This window comes from Georgenia satyanarayanai (genome assembly GCF_009193135.1).
Taxonomy (GTDB): domain Bacteria; phylum Actinomycetota; class Actinomycetes; order Actinomycetales; family Actinomycetaceae; genus Oceanitalea; species Oceanitalea satyanarayanai.
The window spans coordinates 44,686-63,252 of sequence record NZ_VUKC01000020.1; the positions used below are offsets into that span (position 1 = coordinate 44,686).

The 18,567-nt window shown below is 72.2% G+C and carries 16 protein-coding genes; 9 read left to right on the forward strand and 7 right to left on the reverse strand.

Annotated elements, in window-relative coordinates:
* Positions 1–5: 5 nt before the first annotated feature.
* Positions 6–2,717: a valine--tRNA ligase gene (valS, locus tag GD632_RS15120; protein ID WP_152193047.1), complete on the reverse strand. Its 2,712-nt coding sequence runs from the start codon at positions 2,715–2,717 to the stop codon at positions 6–8.
* Positions 2,718–2,813: 96 nt separating this feature from the next.
* Between valS and GD632_RS15125 the strand changes: the two genes are divergently transcribed.
* Together GD632_RS15125 and cofE are read left to right on the forward strand one after the other, a co-directional pair.
* Positions 2,814–3,812 carry a TIGR03557 family F420-dependent LLM class oxidoreductase gene (locus tag GD632_RS15125; RefSeq protein WP_152193048.1) on the forward strand — a complete coding sequence of 333 codons (999 nt, stop codon included), beginning with the start codon at positions 2,814–2,816 and terminating at the stop codon, positions 3,810–3,812.
* Positions 3,812–4,594: a coenzyme F420-0:L-glutamate ligase gene (gene cofE / locus GD632_RS15130; protein WP_152193049.1), complete on the forward strand. Its 783-nt coding sequence runs from the start codon at positions 3,812–3,814 to the stop codon at positions 4,592–4,594. Before GD632_RS15125 ends, cofE begins: the two co-directional genes overlap by 1 nt.
* A 62-nt stretch (positions 4,595–4,656) precedes the next feature.
* Here the strand turns inward: cofE and GD632_RS15135 are convergent, their stop codons facing one another.
* The 5 genes from GD632_RS15135 to proC form a co-directional block, all read right to left on the reverse strand.
* Positions 4,657–5,463: an ABC transporter ATP-binding protein gene (locus tag GD632_RS15135; RefSeq protein ID WP_226924914.1), complete on the reverse strand. Its 807-nt coding sequence runs from the start codon at positions 5,461–5,463 to the stop codon at positions 4,657–4,659.
* Positions 5,460–6,560, reverse strand: coding sequence for an iron chelate uptake ABC transporter family permease subunit (locus GD632_RS15140; protein ID WP_405002546.1), 1,101 nt, complete (start codon positions 6,558–6,560; stop codon positions 5,460–5,462). The genes GD632_RS15135 and GD632_RS15140 overlap by 4 nt, the downstream gene beginning before the upstream one ends.
* Positions 6,557–7,552 carry a putative F420-0 ABC transporter substrate-binding protein gene (locus tag GD632_RS15145; RefSeq protein ID WP_152193050.1) on the reverse strand — a complete coding sequence of 332 codons (996 nt, stop codon included), beginning with the start codon at positions 7,550–7,552 and terminating at the stop codon, positions 6,557–6,559. The genes GD632_RS15140 and GD632_RS15145 overlap by 4 nt, the downstream gene beginning before the upstream one ends.
* Before the next feature lie 146 nt (positions 7,553–7,698).
* The gene (locus tag GD632_RS15150; RefSeq protein WP_152193051.1) at positions 7,699–9,120 is read right to left on the reverse strand and encodes a sugar porter family MFS transporter; all 1,422 of its coding nucleotides are present in this window, start codon (positions 9,118–9,120) and stop codon (positions 7,699–7,701) included.
* Between the two features lie 73 nt (positions 9,121–9,193).
* Positions 9,194–10,009, reverse strand: a complete 816-nt coding sequence (proC, locus tag GD632_RS15155; protein WP_152193052.1) for a pyrroline-5-carboxylate reductase — start codon at positions 10,007–10,009, stop codon at positions 9,194–9,196.
* Between the two features lie 77 nt (positions 10,010–10,086).
* Here proC and GD632_RS15160 point away from each other — a divergent pair, with 77 nt between their 5' ends.
* From GD632_RS15160 to GD632_RS15170, 3 genes are all read left to right on the forward strand, one after another.
* Positions 10,087–10,851, forward strand: coding sequence for an SDR family oxidoreductase (locus GD632_RS15160; RefSeq protein ID WP_152193053.1), 765 nt, complete (start codon positions 10,087–10,089; stop codon positions 10,849–10,851).
* Positions 10,852–11,025: 174 nt separating this feature from the next.
* Positions 11,026–12,375 carry a magnesium transporter gene (gene mgtE, locus GD632_RS15165; protein WP_226924915.1) on the forward strand — a complete coding sequence of 450 codons (1,350 nt, stop codon included), beginning with the start codon at positions 11,026–11,028 and terminating at the stop codon, positions 12,373–12,375.
* Entirely contained in the window at positions 12,372–13,034 is a 663-nt protein-coding gene (locus GD632_RS15170; RefSeq protein WP_152193054.1) for a phosphatase PAP2 family protein, read from the forward strand. Before mgtE ends, GD632_RS15170 begins: the two co-directional genes overlap by 4 nt.
* Before the next feature lie 144 nt (positions 13,035–13,178).
* Here GD632_RS15170 and GD632_RS15175 read toward each other — a convergent pair whose 3' ends face one another.
* Complete coding sequence (locus tag GD632_RS15175; protein ID WP_226924916.1) at positions 13,179–13,835, reverse strand: LON peptidase substrate-binding domain-containing protein; 657 nt, start codon at positions 13,833–13,835, stop codon at positions 13,179–13,181.
* 193 nt (positions 13,836–14,028) lie between these two features.
* Between GD632_RS15175 and GD632_RS15180 the strand changes: the two genes are divergently transcribed.
* The 4 genes from GD632_RS15180 (at position 14,029) to GD632_RS15195 (ending at position 18,261) form a co-directional block, all read left to right on the forward strand.
* Positions 14,029–14,589 carry a DUF427 domain-containing protein gene (locus tag GD632_RS15180; protein WP_152193055.1) on the forward strand — a complete coding sequence of 187 codons (561 nt, stop codon included), beginning with the start codon at positions 14,029–14,031 and terminating at the stop codon, positions 14,587–14,589.
* A gap of 616 nt (positions 14,590–15,205) precedes the next feature.
* Positions 15,206–15,820: a recombinase family protein gene (locus GD632_RS15185; protein WP_152193056.1), complete on the forward strand. Its 615-nt coding sequence runs from the start codon at positions 15,206–15,208 to the stop codon at positions 15,818–15,820.
* A gap of 455 nt (positions 15,821–16,275) precedes the next feature.
* Positions 16,276–17,259: a hypothetical protein gene (locus tag GD632_RS15190; RefSeq protein WP_152193057.1), complete on the forward strand. Its 984-nt coding sequence runs from the start codon at positions 16,276–16,278 to the stop codon at positions 17,257–17,259.
* 285 nt (positions 17,260–17,544) lie between these two features.
* A complete protein-coding gene (locus GD632_RS15195) occupies positions 17,545–18,261 on the forward strand; it encodes a spermidine synthase (RefSeq protein ID WP_152193058.1) in 717 nt (238 codons plus the stop codon).
* Positions 18,262–18,567 lie beyond the last annotated feature (306 nt).

Consider the following 18,567-nt stretch of genomic DNA (forward strand, 5'->3'; position numbering starts at 1 on the left):
CCCGCTCAGCGCGTCTTGGCCGGCGGCTCGTCGAGCTCGTGGGCGCCGACGACGGCGTCCTCGAGGTCGGTCCGCCCCATCACCTCGAGGTCGCCGCGCACCCGGCCCGCGGCGCGCAGGTCGGCGAGCGCGTGGCCGATGCGGTCGACGTCGGAGGCGGGCAGCTCCAGGCGCACCCGCGCGAAGGTCGTCCGCTGGGACACCTTGGCCTCGGACTTCACCTTGCGCAGCGCCGCGAGGGCCTTGCCGGTGGCGTGGAGGAGAGCGGGGTCGGCGTCCGTCACGGCCTGCCGCAGCGGCGCGGCCGAGGGCCACGGCGCCGCGTGCACCGATCCGCTGCGCCACCAGCTCCACACCTCCTCGGTCGCGAACGGGAGGAACGGAGCGAGCAGCCGCAGGACGACGTCGGTGGTCACCGCCAGCGCCGTGCGGGCCGAGGCGACCTCGGTGGGCGTGTACCCCGCCGCGGTCGAGCCGTAGGCGCGGTCCTTGACGAGCTCGAGGTAGTCGTCGCAGAACGTCCAGAAGAACGTCTCGGTCAGCTCCAGCGCGCGGGTGTGGTCGTAGCGCTCGAGCGCCGTCGTCGCGCTCTCGACGACGTCCGCCAGCCCCGCGAGGAGCGCGCGGTCCAGCGGCTCGGTGACCGCGGCGACGTCGAGGCTCGCCGGGGTGTCCCCGCCCATGGTGAGCGCGAACTTCGAGGCGTTGAGGACCTTGATCGCCAGGCGGCGGCCGATCTTCATCTGGCCGGTGTCGAAGGCCGCGTCCGTGCCGAGGCGGGCCGATGCCGCCCAGTAGCGGACGGCGTCGGCGCCGTGCTCCTGGAGGAGACCGAGGGGCGTGACGACGTTGCCCTTGGACTTGGACATCTTCTTGCGGTCCGGGTCGAGGATCCACCCGGAGATGGCGGCGTCGCGCCACGGCAGCGAGTCGAACTCGAGGTGGGCCCGGACCGTCGTCGCGAAGAGCCACGTGCGGATGATGTCCTGGCCCTGCGGGCGCAGGTCCATGGGGAAGACGCGGGAGAACAGGTCCTCGTCGCGCAGCCACCCGCCGGCGATCTGCGGCGTGAGCGAGGACGTCGCCCACGTGTCCATGATGTCGACCTCGCCGACGAAGCCCCCGGGCTTGCCGCGCTGGTCCTCGGTGTAGCCGGCGGGCACGTCGATGCTCGGGTCGACCGGCAGCACGTCCTCCGACGGCGTGAGCACGCGCCCGTAGTCGGGCTCACCGTCCTCGTCGACGCCGTACCAGACGGGGATCGGGACGCCGAAGAAGCGCTGGCGGGAGATGAGCCAGTCGCTGTTGAGGCCCTCGACCCAGTTGGTGTAGCGCACCCGCATGAAGTCGGGGTGGAAAGCGAGCTCGCGGCCGCGCTCGAGGAGCGCCTCGCGCAGGTCACGCCCCTGGGAGTCGGTGCCGGGACGGCCGCCGTTGCGGATGTACCACTGGCGGGAGGTGACGATCTCGAGCGGCTTGTCGCCCTTCTCGAAGAAGTTCGTCTTGCGCTGGGTCGCGACCGGCTCGCCGTCGAGGTCGCCGCTGGCGCGCAGCGCGTCGACGATCTCCTTGCGGGCGGAGAAGGTCGTCTTGCCGGCGAGGGACTGCTCCCACAGCTCGAGGGCGGCGGACTGCTCGACCCACTCCGGCGCCTCGGCCAGGAGACGGCCGTCGCGGCGGATGACCGGGCGGGTGGGCAGGTCGAGCTCGCGCCACCACTGGACGTCGGTGAGGTCGCCGAAGGTGCAGCACATCGCGATGCCGGCGCCCTTGTCCATCTCGGCGGCCGGGTGGGCGAGGACGGGGATCTCGACCCCGAACAGGGGGGAGCGCACCGTGGTGCCGAACAGCGCCTGGTAGCGCTCGTCGTCGGGGTGGGCGATGAGGGCGACGACGGCGGGCAACAGCTCGGGGCGCGTCGTCTCGATGTGGACCTTGCCGTCCGTCACCTGCTCGAGCCCGGCGCCGGCGGCCGGGTCGGTGAGGTGGAAGGCGACCCGGTGGTAGTGGCCGGGGTAGTCGCGGGCCTCGAGCTCGGCCTGGGCGACGGCGGTCTGGAAGGTGACGTCCCACAGCCCCGGGGCGGCGGCCTGGTAGGCCTCGCCGCGCGCGAGGTTGCGCAGGAACGCGGCCTGCGCGACGAGCTGGGACTCGCGCCCGATGGTCTGGTAGTGCAGCGACCAGTCCACGCTGAGGCCCAGGTGGCGCCACAGCGCCTCGAACTGCTTCTCGTCCTCCTGGGTGAGGCGCTCGCACAGCTCGACGAAGTTGCGACGGGAGATGGGCTGCTGGTCCGCGGCCTTGACGCTCTTGCCCTCGCCGCCGTCGTGCGGGGGCACGAAGTCCGGGACGTAGGGGAGCGTGGGGTCCACCCGCACGCCGTAGTAGTTCTGGACGCGGCGCTCGGTGGGCAGGCCGTTGTCGTCCCAGCCCATGGGGTAGAAGACGTGCTTGCCGGTCATCCGCTGGTAGCGGGCGACGACGTCGGTGTGCGTGTAGGAGAAGACGTGGCCCACGTGGAGGGAGCCGGAGACCGTGGGCGGCGGGGTGTCGATCGAGTAGACCTGCTCGCGGGTGGCGGTGCGGTCGAAGGCGTAGGTGCCCTGCTCGGCCCAGCGCGCGTCCCACCTCTCCTCCAGGCCGTCGAGGCTGACCTTGTCCGGGACGGACGAGGTGGACAGCGGGGCGGCGGGGGTGGGGTCGTGCGCGTCGGTCATGGGACCCGATTGTTCCACGGCCGCGGGGCAGTGGGCTCATCCGTCCAAGGGGGTGCGGGCGGGCGAGCGGTCCGTCACACCTGACAGACTGGTCCCATGGACCTCACGATCGGGTACGCGGCGGCGCTTGAGCAGTTCCACCCCACCGAGGTGGTGGAGATCAGCGCCCTGGCCGAGGAGCACGGCTTCTCCGGCGTCATGGCCGCCGACCACTTCCAGCCGTGGACGCCGTCGCAGGGCCAGGCCGCGTTCGTGTGGAACGTCCTGTCGGCGCTGGGGGAGCGCACCCGCGGGGACATCGGGCCCGGTGTCACCGCCCCGACCTTCCGCTGGCACCCGGCGATGGTCGCGCAGGCCTCGGCCACGCTCGCGGCGATGTACCCGGGGCGTCACTGGCTCGGCCTGGGCTCGGGGGAGGCGCTCAACGAGCACGTCACCGCCGGCTACTGGCCCGAGGCGCCCGAGCGCATCAACCGGATGTTCGAGGCCATCGAGATCATCCGCAAGCTCTTCACCGCCTCCCTCGCCGGCAAGGACACCAAGCACTCGGGCACGTTCTACAAGCTCGAGTCGACCCGGCTGTGGACGATGCCGGAGGAGGCACCGCCCATCTACGTCGCCACCGGCGGCCCGGTCACCGCCCGCCGCGCCGGCAAGCACGCCGACGGCCTCATCACCGTCGGTGCGCCGCTGGAGAAGATCTCCGGTCTCTTCGACAAGTTCGCCTCCGGCGCCCGGGAGGTCGGCCGCGACCCCGAGGCCATGCCGAAGATCCTCCAGCTCCACATGTCGTGGGCGCCCACCGACGAGGAGGCGCTCGCGAACGCGCTCGACCAGTGGCCCAACGGCGGGATGAAGTTCCCCAAGGCCGACATCCGCTCGCCCTTCGACTTCGCCGCCATGGCCAAGCTCGTGCGCCCCGAAGACTTCGAGGGCCGGATGGTCATCTCCGCCGACCCCGACGTCCACCGCGCCGAGATCCAGAAGTACGTCGACCTCGGCTTCGACCGCATCTACCTCCACAACGTCGGGCGCAACCAGCGTGAGTGGGTCGAGGTCTTCGGCCGCGACGTGCTGCCCAAGCTGAGCCGCTGATGCTGCTCGCCCAGGCCGTCGAGGGCCTGCCTCCGGTCACCGGCGGGGACGACCTCGCCGCCGTCGTCGCACCCGCGCTCCGGGAGCTCGTCTGGCCCGACGGGAGCGTCGGGGTCGCCGAGGGGGACGTCGTCGTCGTCGCGAGCAAGGTCGTGGCCAAGGCGGAGCGGCGGCTCGTCGCCGCCCGGACTCGTGAGGAGCTGGAGGCGGCCATCGCCGCCCAGACCGTGCGGGTGGTGGCCGAGCGGCCGCGGCCGGACGGGTCGACGCTGCGGATCGTCGAGACGCCGCAGGGGCTGGTCATGGCCGCCGCGGGCGTCGACGCCTCCGACGTGCCGCTGGGCACCGCGCTGCTCCTGCCGGAGGACCCGGACGAGTCGGCGCGGCGCCTGCGCCGGGGCCTGGACGCCCGCCTGGGGGTGCGGCCGGGCGTGGTCGTCACCGACACCGTCGGGCGGCCGTGGCGCGAGGGCGTCGCGGACATCGCGATCGGTGCCGCCGGCGTCGTCGTGCTGCAGGACCACCGGGGACGGCGCGACGGGTACGGCCGCGAGCTGCGGATGACGACGATCGCCGCCGCCGACGAGATCGCCGCGGCCGCCGAGCTGGTCAAGGGCAAGGCCGACGGCCGCCCGGTGGCCGTCGTGCGCGGCCTGGCACACCTCGTCACGGTGGCGGACGGGGACGGTGCCCGCGTGCTCGCCCGCTCCGCGGCCGACGACCTCTTCCGTGAGGGCTCCGCCGAGGCCTACGCCCGCGGCCGCGCCGACGGACGGGCGTAGCGCCGGAGCTTCCCCGCGGGTCACCCCTCCAGGGCCGTGCTCGTGACGCGATCCGGTCGGCGTCAGGCGCGGGTGTAGAGGAGGAGGTCCTGGCCGCGGACGGTGACCCGCTCGGCGCGCACCCCGTAGACGCGGGAGACGAGCTCCTCGGTGAGGACCTCGCGCGGCGGGCCCGCCGTCACGACCCGCCCGGCGTCGAGCACGACGACGTGGGCGCAGTGCTGCAGCGCGTGGTTGAGGTCGTGCAGTGCGGTGAGCACCGTGACACCCGTGGCCGCGAGCCCTCCCGCGAGGTGGAGCACGTCGAGCTGGGCGCCGACGTCGAGATGGTTGGTCGGCTCGTCCAGCAGGAGGAGCCGTGGCGTCTGCGCGAGCGCCCGCGCCAGGTGGACGCGCTGGCGCTCGCCGCCGGACAGCGTGGCGACGTCCCGGCCCTCGAGGTGCGCGGCACCGGTGCGCCCGAGCGCCTCACGGGCGAGGGCGACGTCGTCGCGCGAGTCCGCGGACCAGGTGGGGCGGTGCGGGGTGCGCCCGAGGAGGACGACGTCGAGGACGTCGAGGGACACCGGCGCGCTCGAGTCCTGCTCGACCAGCGCGAGCTCGCGCGCGCGGGCACGACGGGACAGCCCGGCGAGCTCGCGGCCGTCGAGGAGGACCGTGCCGTGGTCCGGCTCGAGCGCCCCCACGAGCAGCCGCAGCAGCGTCGACTTCCCCGACCCGTTGGGCCCGACGACGGCGCTCACCTCACCGGGCGGCAGCTGGGCGGCCACCTCGCGCAGGACCTTGGCCCCACCCAGGCTCACACCGACCCCGCCGACGGTGAGCGTCAGCGCCTCGGTGCGGGTCCCGGTCCGCGCGGACCCGCTCACAGCCGGCTCCGGCGCAGGAGGACCGCGAAGACCGGGGCACCGATGGCGGCGGTGAGGATCCCGACCGGCAGCTCACGCGGCTCGAAGACCGTGCGGGCCGCGGTGTCGGCGAGGAGGAGGAACAGTGCCCCGACGAGCGCGGCGACCGGCATGACCCGGTGGTTGCGCGAGCCGAGCACGAGCCGGACGGCGTGGGGGACGACGAGCCCGACGAAGCCGATCGACCCGCACACCGAGACGAGGACGGCGGTGAGGAGCGTGACGACGACGAGGAGCAGCCAGCGCTCGCGCCTCACGTGGACGCCGAGCGCGGACGCCGAGACGTCGCCGAACGCGAAGGCGTCCAGCACCCGCGCGCGTGACGCGAGCAGGCCACCGAGGACCACCGTGCCACCGACGGCGAGCGCCGCCTCGCCCCAGGTGATGCCCCCGAAGGAGCCGAGCAGCCAGGACAGGATCTCCCGGTAGGAGTCGCCCGTCGCGGACCAGAAGATGACGAAGCTGACGAGCGCCGAGCACGCCTGCCCGACCGCGACGCCGGCCAGCACGGTGCGCACGGGCGGCAGCCCACCGCCGCGCCCCGCGGCGAGCAGCAGCGTGAGGACGAGCGCCCCGACCGCCCCCGCGAACGCGGCGACCGGCAGGAGCACCGTCATCCCGAGCACGAGGACGGCGACCGCCCCGAGGGAGGCACCGGAGGAGACGCCGAGGAGGTAGGGGTCGGCCAGCGGGTTGCGCACGACGGCCTGCATGACCGTGCCGGCGACGGCGAGCCCCGCCCCGACGCTGGCCGCCGCGACCACCCGCGCCCCGCGTCCCTGCCACACGATGGCGTCCTGGATCGCGGTGAGCGGGTCGCCGGCGCAGGTGACCGCGCCCGGGGCGAGGGCCGAGCACACGTGGTGCCATGCCGAGCCCCACACCTGTCCCACCGTGATCGACGCCGGCCCCACGGTCACCGCCCAGCTCATCGCGAGGAGGAGCAGCGCGACCAGGCCGACGAGCAGGCCGGCCAGCGCGAGCCGTCGCGGCCGGCCGGCCCCGGCCCGCGGGGCCGGAGCGTCGGTGGCCGGCGCGCGGCGGTCGAGGTCGGTCACGGCGAGAGCTCGTCGATCTGCCGGGTGAGCTCGACGACGGCGTCGACGTTGCGCACGCCGGCCTCCGTCGCCGGGAAGGGGACCGTGAGGAAGCGCTTCTCCTGGACCGCGGGCATGGCCGCGGTCACCGGGTTGGACTCGAGCACCTCGATCTTGTGCTCGGCGGTGTTCCACGCGGAGTCGACGAGCACCAGGACGTCCGGGTCGCGGTCCGCCACGACCTCCCACGACAGCGAGGTCCACGTGTCCGCGACGTCCGCGGCGATGTTCGTCAGCCCGGCCGCGCTCATGATCATCTGCGGTGCCCCGGCCCCGGCACCGACGAAGGGCGTGTCGGAGCCCGAGGAGTACCACAGCGCGCTCAGCCCCTCACCGGTGGGCGTGACGGCGTCGAGCGCCGCCCGCTGCTCGGCGACGAGGCTCGCCGCCTCCTCCGGCGCGCCGAGGAGCCGCCCGACCGTCTCGATCTCGGCGAAGACGTCCTCGAACCCCAGCTGCTCCGGCTGGTGGGCCGGGTCCTGGCAGGCGGAGGGGGAGACAAAGGTCGAGACGCCGAGCTCCTCGTAGCCCGCCCGCTCGCCGGCGCCGTCGTCGGAGAGGTTGGACTCCCACCCGGCGTAGACAAGGTCGGGGGCGAGGTCGAGCACGGACTCGCGGGAGGGGTTGCGCTCGGCGAGGACGGGGGGCTCGGTCACGCCGTCGGGCAGCGGGCCGTCGGAGAAGGCAGTCCCCACGAGCCGGTCACCCGCGCCGAGCGCGATGACCATCTCCGTGGCCGAGGACTTGATCGTGACGATCCGCTCGGGCGGGGCGTCGAGGGTGGTCTCGGTCCCGCAGCTCGCCACGGTCACCGGGAACCCGGCCGCGGACGACGACGGCGCAGCGCTCCCGCCGTCGTCGTCGGTCGTGGCGTCGTCGGCGGGCGCGGCGGAGCAGGCGGTGAGGACGAGGGCGAGTGCGCCGAGGACGGCGGCACGGCGGGGCAGGGGCACGCGGGACTCCAGAGCGGGGTACGGATGAGCTCTGCGCAGTCACAGCGCCGCGCGCGGACCGTGGGCCCAAGGTCGAGGCCCGCCACCGGGCGTGGCCCGGGGTCCGCGGCAAGCCTACGCCTCGGCTCGCCCCCGCGACGGAGGGGCTAGGTGCGGGCCTTGCTCTGCCGTGCGTCGTCGGTCATGTCCTCGAGCTCGCGGCCCTTGGTCTCGGGCACCTTCCACAGGACGAAGAGCAGGGAGAGGAAGGCGAAGGTGGCGTAGAGCCCGTAGGCGAGGCTGAGGCTGATCTCGGAGAGGGTGGGGAAGGTCGTGGAGACGGTGAAGTTCGCCAGCCAGTTGACGGCGGAGGCGACCGAGACGGCCGTGGCGCGGATCTTGTTCGGGAACATCTCCCCGAGCATCACCCACATGATCGGTCCCCAGGTCGCGCCGAAGGACACGACGAAGAGGTTCGCGGCGACGAGCGCGACGGTGCCCCAGGGCTGGGGGAGGCTGACGTCCTCGCCGGTGCCCTGGGCCTGGGAGAAGGCGACGGCGAGCGTCCCGAGCGTCACCGCCATGCCGACCGAGCCGCCGATGAGGAGCGGACGACGGCCCACCTTGTCGACGAGGAGGATCGCGACGATCGTGACGAGGACGTTCGTCACCGACGTGATGACCGACGTCGTCAGGGCCTGGCTCTCCTCGAAGCCGACCGAGCGCCACAGCGTCGTCGAGTAGTAGAAGATGACGTTGATCCCGACGAACTGCTGGAACACGGCGAGCGCGATGCCGACCCACACGATCGGCTTGAGGCCCATGGACGCCCCGCGCAGGTCGCCGAGGTTCTCTCGGGCCTCGCGCGTGAGGGACTGGTGGATCTCCTTGATCTTCGCGGCGGTGTCCCTGACGCCGGTGTACTTCGTGAGGACCTCCGCGGCCTCCTCCTCGCGGTCCTGGTCGACGAGGTAGCGCGGTGACTCGGGGATGGTGAGGGCGAGCAGCCCGTAGATCGTCGCCGGGACCGCCTCGGCCATGAACATCCAGCGCCACGCCTCCTGGCCCAGCCACAGCTCCTCGGCGGCGCCGCCCGCGACGTCGGCGAGGAAGGCGTCCGAGAGGAGGGCGGCGAAGATGCCGAGGACGATCGCGAGCTGCTGCAGGGACCCGAGGCGCCCGCGGACGTCCGCGGGGGAGACCTCGGCGATGTAGGCGGGGGCGATGACGGAGGCCGCGCCGACGCCGAGGCCCCCGAGCGCGCGCCAGGCGATGAGGTCCCAGGTGCCGAAGGCGAGGCCGGAGCCGATCGCGGAGACCGCGAAGAGCGCCGCGGCGATGATCATCACGCGCACCCGCCCCTGCCGGGCGGCCAGCGGCCCGGCGAGCCACGCGCCGAGCACGCAGCCGAGCAGCGCGGAGGAGACCGCGAAGCCCTGGAGGAAGCCGCTGATGCCGAAGTCCTCGCTCATCGCGTCGATCGCGCCGTTGATGACGGCGGTGTCGAAGCCGAAGAGGAAACCACCCATGGCCGCCGCCAGGCTGATGCCGAGGATGCGTCCGTTCATCGTGCTGCCGCTGTCGCTCATTGCCTCTCCTCGTCGTCCGGTCACGGGGACGCTAGCGCCGAAACCGCTGGTCGGCGCGGGGAGAGCGGGGCGCTCAGTCGGCGAGCGCGCGGTCCCGGTCGACGACCGCCCGCACGCCGCGCACGACGGCGGGGGTGAAGCCGGCCTCCTCCATCGCGACGATCCCGGCGATGGTCGTCCCGCCGGGGGAGCACACCATGTCGACGAGGTCGGCCGGGCTGACGCCGTCCTCGGCCCGCTCGAGGACCATGCGGGCGCTGCCGAGCACGGCCTGCGCGGCGATCCGGGTGGCGAGGGCCTTGGGCATGCCGTCGCGCACCGCGCCGCGGGCGAGGGCGTCGATGAAGGTGAAGACGAAGGCGGGGGAGGAGCCGGCGATCGCGGTGTAGGTGGCGAAGTCCTTCTCGGCGAGGACGACCGTGCCGCCGACGGCCGCGAAGATCTCCTCGACGCGGGCGACGTCGGCCTCACCTGCCGCCTCGTTCCCGCACAGGGCCGCCATGCCCGCGCCGATCATCGCGTTGACGTTGGGCATGACCCGCACGACCGGCACGTCACCCCCGGGCAGCAGGGCGTCCAGGGCGGAGAGCGTGATCCCGGCGGCGATCGACACGAGGACCGGGCGGCGCGCGACGACGGCGGACGCCAGATCGCCCAGGACGGCGGGCAGCACCTGCGGCTTGACGGCGAGCACGACGATGTCGCTGCTCGCGACGACCGCCTCCGCCGAGTCCGCCACGGAGGCGCCGACGTCGTCGGCGAGGCGCCGGGCCGCGGACTCGTTGACGTCGTAGAGGAGCACGTCCCCGCCCGGGACGACGCCCGCCGCGGTCACGCCGCGCACGATGGCGCCGGCCATGGTGCCCGCCCCGATGAACCCGATGGTCATGCTGCCTCCCGCTGCCGTCTGCGAACGCGCCCCAGTATCCACGCCGTGCCGCCCGCGCGGCCAGGCACCATGGGGGCATGGACACCACGTCGCCCACCCCCGTCCGCCGCGCCCTCGTCACCGGTGCCTCCAGCGGGATCGGCGCCGCGACCGTGCGGCGCCTGCGCGCCGAGGGGTGGGACGTCGTCGCGACGGCCCGCCGCGCGGACCGGCTCGCCGCGCTCGCCGAGGAGACCGGTGCCGTCGCCGTCGCCGCGGACCTCACGGACGAGGACGACGTCGCGGCTCTCGTCGCGTCCGTGCGCTCGGGCGGTCCGCTCCACGCGCTCGTCAACAACGCCGGCGGCGCTCGCGGCGCGGACCCGGTCGAGACGGGCAGCGTGGAGGACTGGCGCGTCATGTACGAGATGAACGTCCTGTCGACGCTGCGGCTCACGCAGGCGCTGCTGCCGGACCTGCGCGACTCCGGGGCCGGGGACGTCCTCGTCGTGACGTCGACGGCGGCCCACGGCACGTACCCGGGCGGCGGCGGCTACGTCGCCGCCAAGCACGCCGAGCGGGTCATCGCGACGACGCTGCGGCTCGAGCTCGTCGGCCAGCCGGTGCGCGTCATCGAGATCGCGCCGGGCATGGTCCGCACCGAGGAGTTCTCCCTCAACCGGCTCGGTGACGAGGCAGCCGCGGCGAAGGTCTACGAGGGCGTCGCCGAGCCGCTCCTCGCCGAGGACGTCGCCGACGCGATCGCGTGGACCCTGGGCCGGCCGCACCACGTCAACGTCGACCTCATGGTCCTGCGGCCCCGGGCGCAGGCGTCGAACACCGTGGTGGCGCGCGACCGGTGACCGAGACCTGACGAGGTCCTCGCCAGAGCCGTGGCCTATCGTCGATGGCAGTCATCGCCTCCGCGCGGTGGGCCCGCACACATCGAGGCCACCGGCGTGTGCCTGGGCGGCAGTGGCTGCCGACTGCGGCGAGCGACGACAGGACGTGACCGACTCGGGGAAGAGGCCAGCACCGTGAAGGACAGCACCACCGCCGACGACTGCGCCGACCTCGAGGACGCGCTGTCGGCCCAGGACCTCCCGGCTCTCATCGCCGTCCTGGCCGAGATGTCGACCAGCGAGATCATCCCCGCGCTGGAACGGTTGAGCCTCAAGGAGCGGGCGCTGGTCTACCGGTTGCTTCCCAAGGACAGGGCGCTGGAGGTCTTCGAGGGGCTGGACGCGACCCTCCAGGGGGACCTGGTCCAGGGGCTGCAAGACGAGGACGTCGCCGCGGTGTTCGCCGCGATGGACCCCGATGACCGGGTGAGCCTGCTCGATGAGCTGCCGGCCTCGGTGGCCACCCGCCTGCTCCACGGACTGCCCCGGGCCGAGCGTGACCTCACTGCCGCCGTGCTGGGATACCCGCACGGTTCGATCGGTCGCCGGATGAGCCCGGAGTACGTCACCACCCACCCCCACCTCACTGCCGGCGAGAGCCTGGACCGGGTACGGGCCAGGCTGGCGGACGCGGAGACGGTCTACACCCTGCCGGTGCTCGACGGGCAGCGGCGGCTGGTGGGTGTCGTCAGTCTGCGAGACCTCCTGGGGGCGGCCTCCGACACCCCGGTGGCCGACCTCATGCAGGAACCTCACTCGGCGCTGGTCACCGAGGACGCGGAGACCGCGGCTCGGCGCTGCGCGGAGCAGAGACTGCTCGCGCTGCCGATCGTGGACGCCGAGCGGCGTCTCGTGGGCATCCTCACGGTCGATGACGCCCTGTGGGTCCTGGAGGAGGCGGACTCGGAGGACCAGGCGCGTATCGGCGGGTCCGAGCCCCTGCGCCGGCCCTACCTGTCGACGCCGGTGGGCTCGATCGTGCGCTCCCGGGTGGTGTGGCTGCTCGTGCTGGCAGTCGGGGCGACGCTCACCGTGCAGGTGCTGGAGGTCTTCGAGGAGACGCTCGAGCAGATGGTGGTGCTCTCCCTGTTCATCCCCCTGCTCATCGGCACAGGAGGCAACGCAGGGAACCAGGCCGCCACCACCATCACCCGCGCCCTGGCCCTGGAGGACGTCAGGCCGAGGGACATCTTCCGGGTCCTGGCTCGGGAGGTCCGCGTGGGCCTCAGTCTCGGACTGCTGCTCGGAACGGTGGGTCTGGTGTTCGCCACCTTGGCCTACGGCGCACCCATCGGGGCCGTGGTCGGGCTGACGCTGCTCAGCATCTGCACGATGGCCGCCGCCGTCGGCGGTGTGATGCCGTTGGTGGCCCGGGTCGTCCGGGCCGATCCGGCGGTGTTCTCCAACCCGTTCATCACGACGTTCGTCGACGCCACCGGCCTGGTGATCTACTTCCTCATCGCCATGGCCGTCCTGCAGCTGTGACCGCCGGCGCCGAGCGGCCTGCGGCACCGCGTCCGCTCCTGCACGCCGCCGCGTGGTGGGCCACCGGGCTCGTGCTGGTCACAGCCGCCCTGCTGCTCACCGCGCCGTCCACCCGCCTGTACCTCGCCGTCGCGCACACCCGCGTCGAGTGGCCTGACCAGGTGGCCGACGTCCTGGTGGTCGCCCTCACGTCGGCCGTTGCGCTGCAGACGTGGCGCCTCCGCCGCGCGCGGGAACGCATTGCCACCGCCGTCGCCAGCGGTGTCGGCGTCCTGCTCGCCTACGGGACCAGCGAAGCACTCAAAGTGGTGCTCGCTCGGGAACGACCGTGCCGCGCGGTTCTACCCGACCCCCAGTGCCCCGGCGCCGGGAACTGGTCCTTCCCCAGCAACCACTCGACGATCGCCTTCTCACTGGCCACCGCCCTCGTCCTGCTGAGCGCCAGTGCCTGGGCATGGAGCGCCTACCTGGCCGCCATTGCGACTGCGGCCTCCCGGGTTGTCGACGGTGTCCACCTCCCACACGACACCCTCGCCGGAGCCGCGCTCGGCATCTGCACCACCGCGGCCCTCAGCATCCTCCTCACCCCCCACGCCCTCGCCCTCATCGAGAAGCTCGCCCGGATGTACGAGCGGCGACGCGGCCGGGCGCACCACTGAGGCCCGTCCGGCCTTGGTGAGCCGATCGCTCACGGCTCACGAGCGAGCGATGCCTGGCTCCGCCTATCCGCTTTGCTCCGCCAGGCGTCTTTCAGGCTTCCGCTCCGAACCGCTGCTCGGCGCACGGTGGTCCGTTCCGGCGACTCACGGTGACAGGTCCCCGTCGCCGGGCGGCTGGTCCGGCCACCCCGCGGTGAAGCGGAGATCCACGGCCCGCGTCTCGTCCACCAGCGTGGTCAGCAGCTCCGCCGCGGTCGCCGAGCGCAGCAGCGCGTAGTGATCCAGCGGGCCGAGCGGTGCGATACCGGCGACCTGCCAGATGCGTCTCGCCGGCTCTGCGGAGAGCTCTATGTCAGGCGGCCACGGGAGCTCGACGAACTCGCTCGCTCTGGTCAAGGTCGCGCGCACCAGCGCCTCGGCCTCGGCGAGCATCGACACGGCAGGTGGGTCGAGTGCCAACGTCTCGAGCTCGCGTACCTCGGCACGTGGGAACGGGTCATCCTGGAGCCAGCGGACGACCTCGAACCGTGTCGCACCCGTCGCGAGCAGCCTGATCGAGCCCTCGTCGATCTCGACCGACTGGATGCGTGCCACTGTGCCCACCTCGAACCGGGCGTCGCCGCCGCCGACCTCCGAGCCGCGCTCGATCAGGACCACGCCGAACTCGCGCTCGGGTTCCCCGAGCACCGAGGCGAGCATCGCGATGTAGCGAGGCTCGAAGACTCGCAGCGGCAACGGCATGCCGGGCAGCAGCACGGAGCCGAGCGGGAACATCGCCAGTTCACGCGTCTCGGCGGACATGACTGTGATCCTCCCGCGACCGGCGCGCCGCGGCGAGCCCGGCGCAGGATGGCGGGCGGCGACAGGCTCGCTCCCGTACCTTGCCCGGAGGTCCTGCCCGCCCGTCCGCGGGGGGAGCACCAGCAGCCGCCGGGGGCAATGACTGGGCATCGTCTGTCATCACGCTCGCGGCGCCCCGGTCTACTGTCGATGCATGACGCACAGTGACCGCCCGGACTGGAGTCCCCGCACGCCACCCCCGGGCGGGCAGGTCGCCGTCCCACCCGGGCCGGGTCAGGAGTCGGTGTGGGACTACCCCCGCCCACCCGTCGTGCAGCCGACTGCGGAGCATGTTCGGGTGCTGCTCGGGACGACCGTCGTCGCCGACACCCGACGTGCCCTGCGGGTGCTGGAGACGTCCCACCCGCCGACCTACTACCTGCCGGTCGCCGACATCACCGACGGTGCCCTCGTCGCTGCGGCCGCGCCGACCACCGTGTGTGAGTTCAAGGGGCGCGCCACGTACGCGGACGTCGTCGGCCGCGATGAGACCGGAGCGAGGGTGGTGGCGCCGGCCGGTGCCTGGACCTACCCCGAGCCCTCTCCCGGGTACCAGACGCTGGTCGGGTACGTCGCGTTCTACCCGGGCCGAATGACCCTGTGCACCGTTGACGGCGAACCGGTCCGGCCGCAGGCCGGAGGGTTCTACGGCGGCTGGTGCACCCGCCGTGTGGTCGGCCCGTTCAAGGGTGAGGCCGGGACCCGCGGCTGGTGACGGCGATCGCCGGTCACCTCGTCGAGCTGGGCGACGACGCGACCGAGTAGCGGCTTGCCACGGCCGTGGTGCGCGGTCATTGCCGGACCCGTGTTCATCGGATGAGCCGTACGCGTAGTGGGAGGTCGAGATCGGCCCATGCCCGATCGGCAGTCAGGACTTCAGCCGGGGTGCTGCGGACCGTCAGCGTGAGACAGCACCTATCGCCCAGCGAGGGGTTCTTGTCTCATGTCCAGTGACCGCATGGCTCCCGCCAGCTCAGCGTCCTCCTCCAGGACCGGCTCGATGACGACGCCGGCCGCAGTGAGCAGTCCACGGGCTCGACGCGCATCGACTCCAACGTCGACCAGCGTCCCGATCACCTCAGCGAGGTTGTCTTGACCCGCTTCAACGTCTTGACCCCACTGGCGGATCTGCTCCGCGCTCACCATGAAGACCATCTCGTAAGTCGAATGGGCGATCATCGGAAGCACCCATTGGGGGCAGGCACTTGAGCACCGAGCACTTGCGCCCGGAGAAGGAGAGGTAGTCGCTGGTGGTGCCGGGTTCTGCCCGGTGCTCGAGCCGACCACTGAAGCGGTGGCGCGGCCGGGCCGATCCCTTCGGGAGGTGCGCCATGGGCGCACTACGTGTCGGATACGCCCGATGTTCTACCGATCAGCAAGACCTCACCGCTCAGCGCGACGCCCTGCTCATCCTGGGCGTGGAGAGCGAACGCATCTACGTCGATCACGGCCTGACCGGCACCAACCGGGAACGCCCCGGCCTGCGTGAGGCCCTGGCCGCATGTCGTGCTGGGGACACCCTGGTGGTCACGAAGCTCGACCGTCTGGCCCGGTCCCTGCCGGATGCGCGGGCGATCGCTGATGAGTTGACCGCTCGACAGGTGAGCCTCTCGCTCGGCGGGTCCATCTACGACCCGACCGACGCAGTTGGCCGTCTGCTTTTCAACGTGCTCGCCATGGTTGCCGAGTTCGAGTCCGACCTGATCCGGCTGCGCACGGTCGAGGGCATGAAGGTCGCGAAGGCCAAGGGTCGACTGAAGGGTAGACAGCCCAAACTCAGCCGTAAGCAGGAAGCCCACCTGGTGTCGCTGGTGCACAGCGGCGAGTACAGCACTCTCGAGGTCGCCGAACTGTTCGGCGTCGGTCGCTCTACCGTCTACCGCGCCATCCAGCGCCAACGATTGGCAGCCAAGGCCGAGCTCGCCGTCGCGCCGGCACGAGCTTGAACCCCCCTGCCGGCGTCCCGCAACGGACACTTTCACGGGACGCCGGCAAGCCAGTTCCCTCGAAGCCAGCCACGGGGCTGCGCCCGACCGGGGATCCTCTCGGCGCGTCCCGCCTCTAGCCAGCTGCGGGAACAGTCGGTGCTCTTGGCGGAGGCGATGTCATGCGTGTGGCTGGCCGCACGGGAGCGTCGGTCGGGCTATGGTCGAACAAAGAGTCAGAAATGCACTTGCGGCAGTGAGGTGTGCTCCCAATGGACCCCTTCTCGTGAATCGTTCTCAGCGTGCCGCACTTGGAGTCTGGGGCTTACGTGACTTACTGGGTGGTACGGCCCGCGGTGAGAGACGGCATGGGCGACCACTCAGGACGTCGACAGGACTGACCCCTCGAAGGGTGCCGTCCGCCCTGCTGTGGCTTCACGGCCGCGCCAACTCCAGGGGTAGTGGCAGGCTGCCCTATGCCTGAACCGTTCGCGTGGGTCCCCGACATCTCGCGGGGCGAGTGGCTGCGGCCCATGGAGTCTGAGCCCTTCGGCAGCATCCTGTCGGTGGTGCCCGCCGGCTTCGAGGCGTACGCGCGGGTGTTCCACCCCGTCCAGCGTGACCGACCCCGCGACACCAGGACGTGGCACGGGGTCGACCAGGCGACGCACTTCCAGTGCGTGCGAAACCTCGAGCACGCGATCGAGGACCAGTGGACCAGCTGGGCGGCCACCGCGGCGTCCTTCGGCACGACGATGCACCCCGAGGCCCAGTTCGCCCGACTGGTCCGGCAGGCGCCCGGTCCGGCGGACGACGTGGTCGGTCTGGACGGCTGGCGCTACTTCCCGCCGCAGGAGGGCTGCCTTGACGCCGCCGCACTCTCCGTGGCCGCAACGGTGCTGACTGAGCACACCACGACTCCGACCGCTGGCGTCGCCGCAGTATGGGAGGGCTGGGGCGGGCTGATGAGTGCGGGGGCGCGCATGCAGCTGGTGCTGGCCTCCTCAGGTCTGCGACGGCTGGCGGTGACCGCGCGCCAAGTAGGGGCCAGGGTTCGCGACGCGCTGGGGTACCGCTTCGGCGCATCGCTGAGGCATGCCAAGCCGGGCACCGGGATCCTGTCGCGCGAGGTGGCCACGGGGCCGCGGTTCGACCTGCACGGCGGCACGGGACGCAGCTATGTGCTGTTCGAGGCCGGCGCAGCGGACTTCGTGGACGTCCGATGGACCGACCGGGCGCCATGGATCGACGAAGCGATCTGGGCGCAGTCGCCCAGCATTATCTGGCCCGATGACCACGCGTGGGTGCTGGCCACCGAGATCGACTTCGACTCCACGCTCGTGGCAGGCACCCGGGTGCTGGTCGAGGAACTCGTACACACGCCCGGCCTGGAGGTGCTCCCCGTCCCCTCCGACGCCGACCTCAGTTGGCAGGGGGATGCGCTCGACCACCCTGAGTAACGTCGCGCGCCATCGCCATTAAGAACATTCTTTGACATACCACCCGCGGCGCAGATGCGGACCTTTTCCGCCGCGCTGACCAAGGTGGAGCGATTGCAGCCGCACCATGCTTCGGGCGGCCCTACGTCCGCCCCGACCTCAGTGAGGCCGAACACGCCGCCGCCTTCCCCGACTTCCTTCATCACTACACTCACCACCGCGGCCACACCGCCTTCAAGGACGCCTCACCCCCAAGCCACGTAGCCAAGCGCCGTGGTCAGCACGACTTGGCAAGGGAGATCGCGCGTGACAACAAGGCCCCGCTTCGAGGAGCTCGCATGGCGGTCGACCCCGATCGGCGAGCTGAGCCTGCGCCGCCGGGTGGAGCCGAGCCTCGGCGTCGACGTCTACGAGGTCAAGCTCGGCGACGAGTTCCTGATGTCCAGCCTGTTCACCGCGGCCGAGGAGGAGCTGGCCCGCCTCGCGTTGGCCGAACTCGACGAACCGGCCATCGACGTCGTCGTCGGCGGCTTGGGGCTGGGCTACACCGCGCGGACCGCACTGGCTGACGCCCGGGTGCGATCGCTGACGGTCGTGGACCTTCTCGAAGACGTCATCGACTGGCAGCGACGCGGTCTACTCCCGGGCGCCACAGAGCTGACCGATGACCCGCGCACCGAGCTGGTCGCCGGAAACTTCTTCGCCAGAGCCGCGTCGGCCTCAGGCTTCGACGCGACCGCACCAGGGCGGCGCTTCCACGCCATCCTGCTGGACATCGACCACTCACCGCGCCACGTCCTGGACTCGACCAACGCGCGCTTCTACACCGAGCCGGGGCTGCGCGAGTTGGCCCGGCACCTGCTGCCCGGCGGCGTCTTCGCGCTATGGTCCGACGACCCGCCCGACGAGAGCTTCCGCGCGGTCGCCCAGGCAGTGTTCGCCACGGTGCGCGCGGTCGAGGTGAGCTTTCCGAACTTCTACACCGGCTCCACCTCCGCGAACACGATCTACCTGGCTCGCTGATCTGGCAGCCGCCCTCGGCGAGGTCATACGCCCGGCCAGCGGGGTTGGAAGGTGGGCCAGAAATAGCACTCGGAGAATCTGCGATGCACGAACCCGTCGAGGGTCGCCGCCACCGGCTCGCAGCCTCCACGAATCAGACGCGAGTCACGTTCCGGAGGGGATCCTCACGAGGGACTCCAGCAGCGCGCGCCGTGCTCGGATGGTCGCCCGCATCGAGGAGGACTTCCTCGACCTGTTCGTCGTGTACTCCAGCGACCTCGGGCTCCTGTCCGAGGAGTACGACCCCGGCAGTGGGTGCCTGGTCGG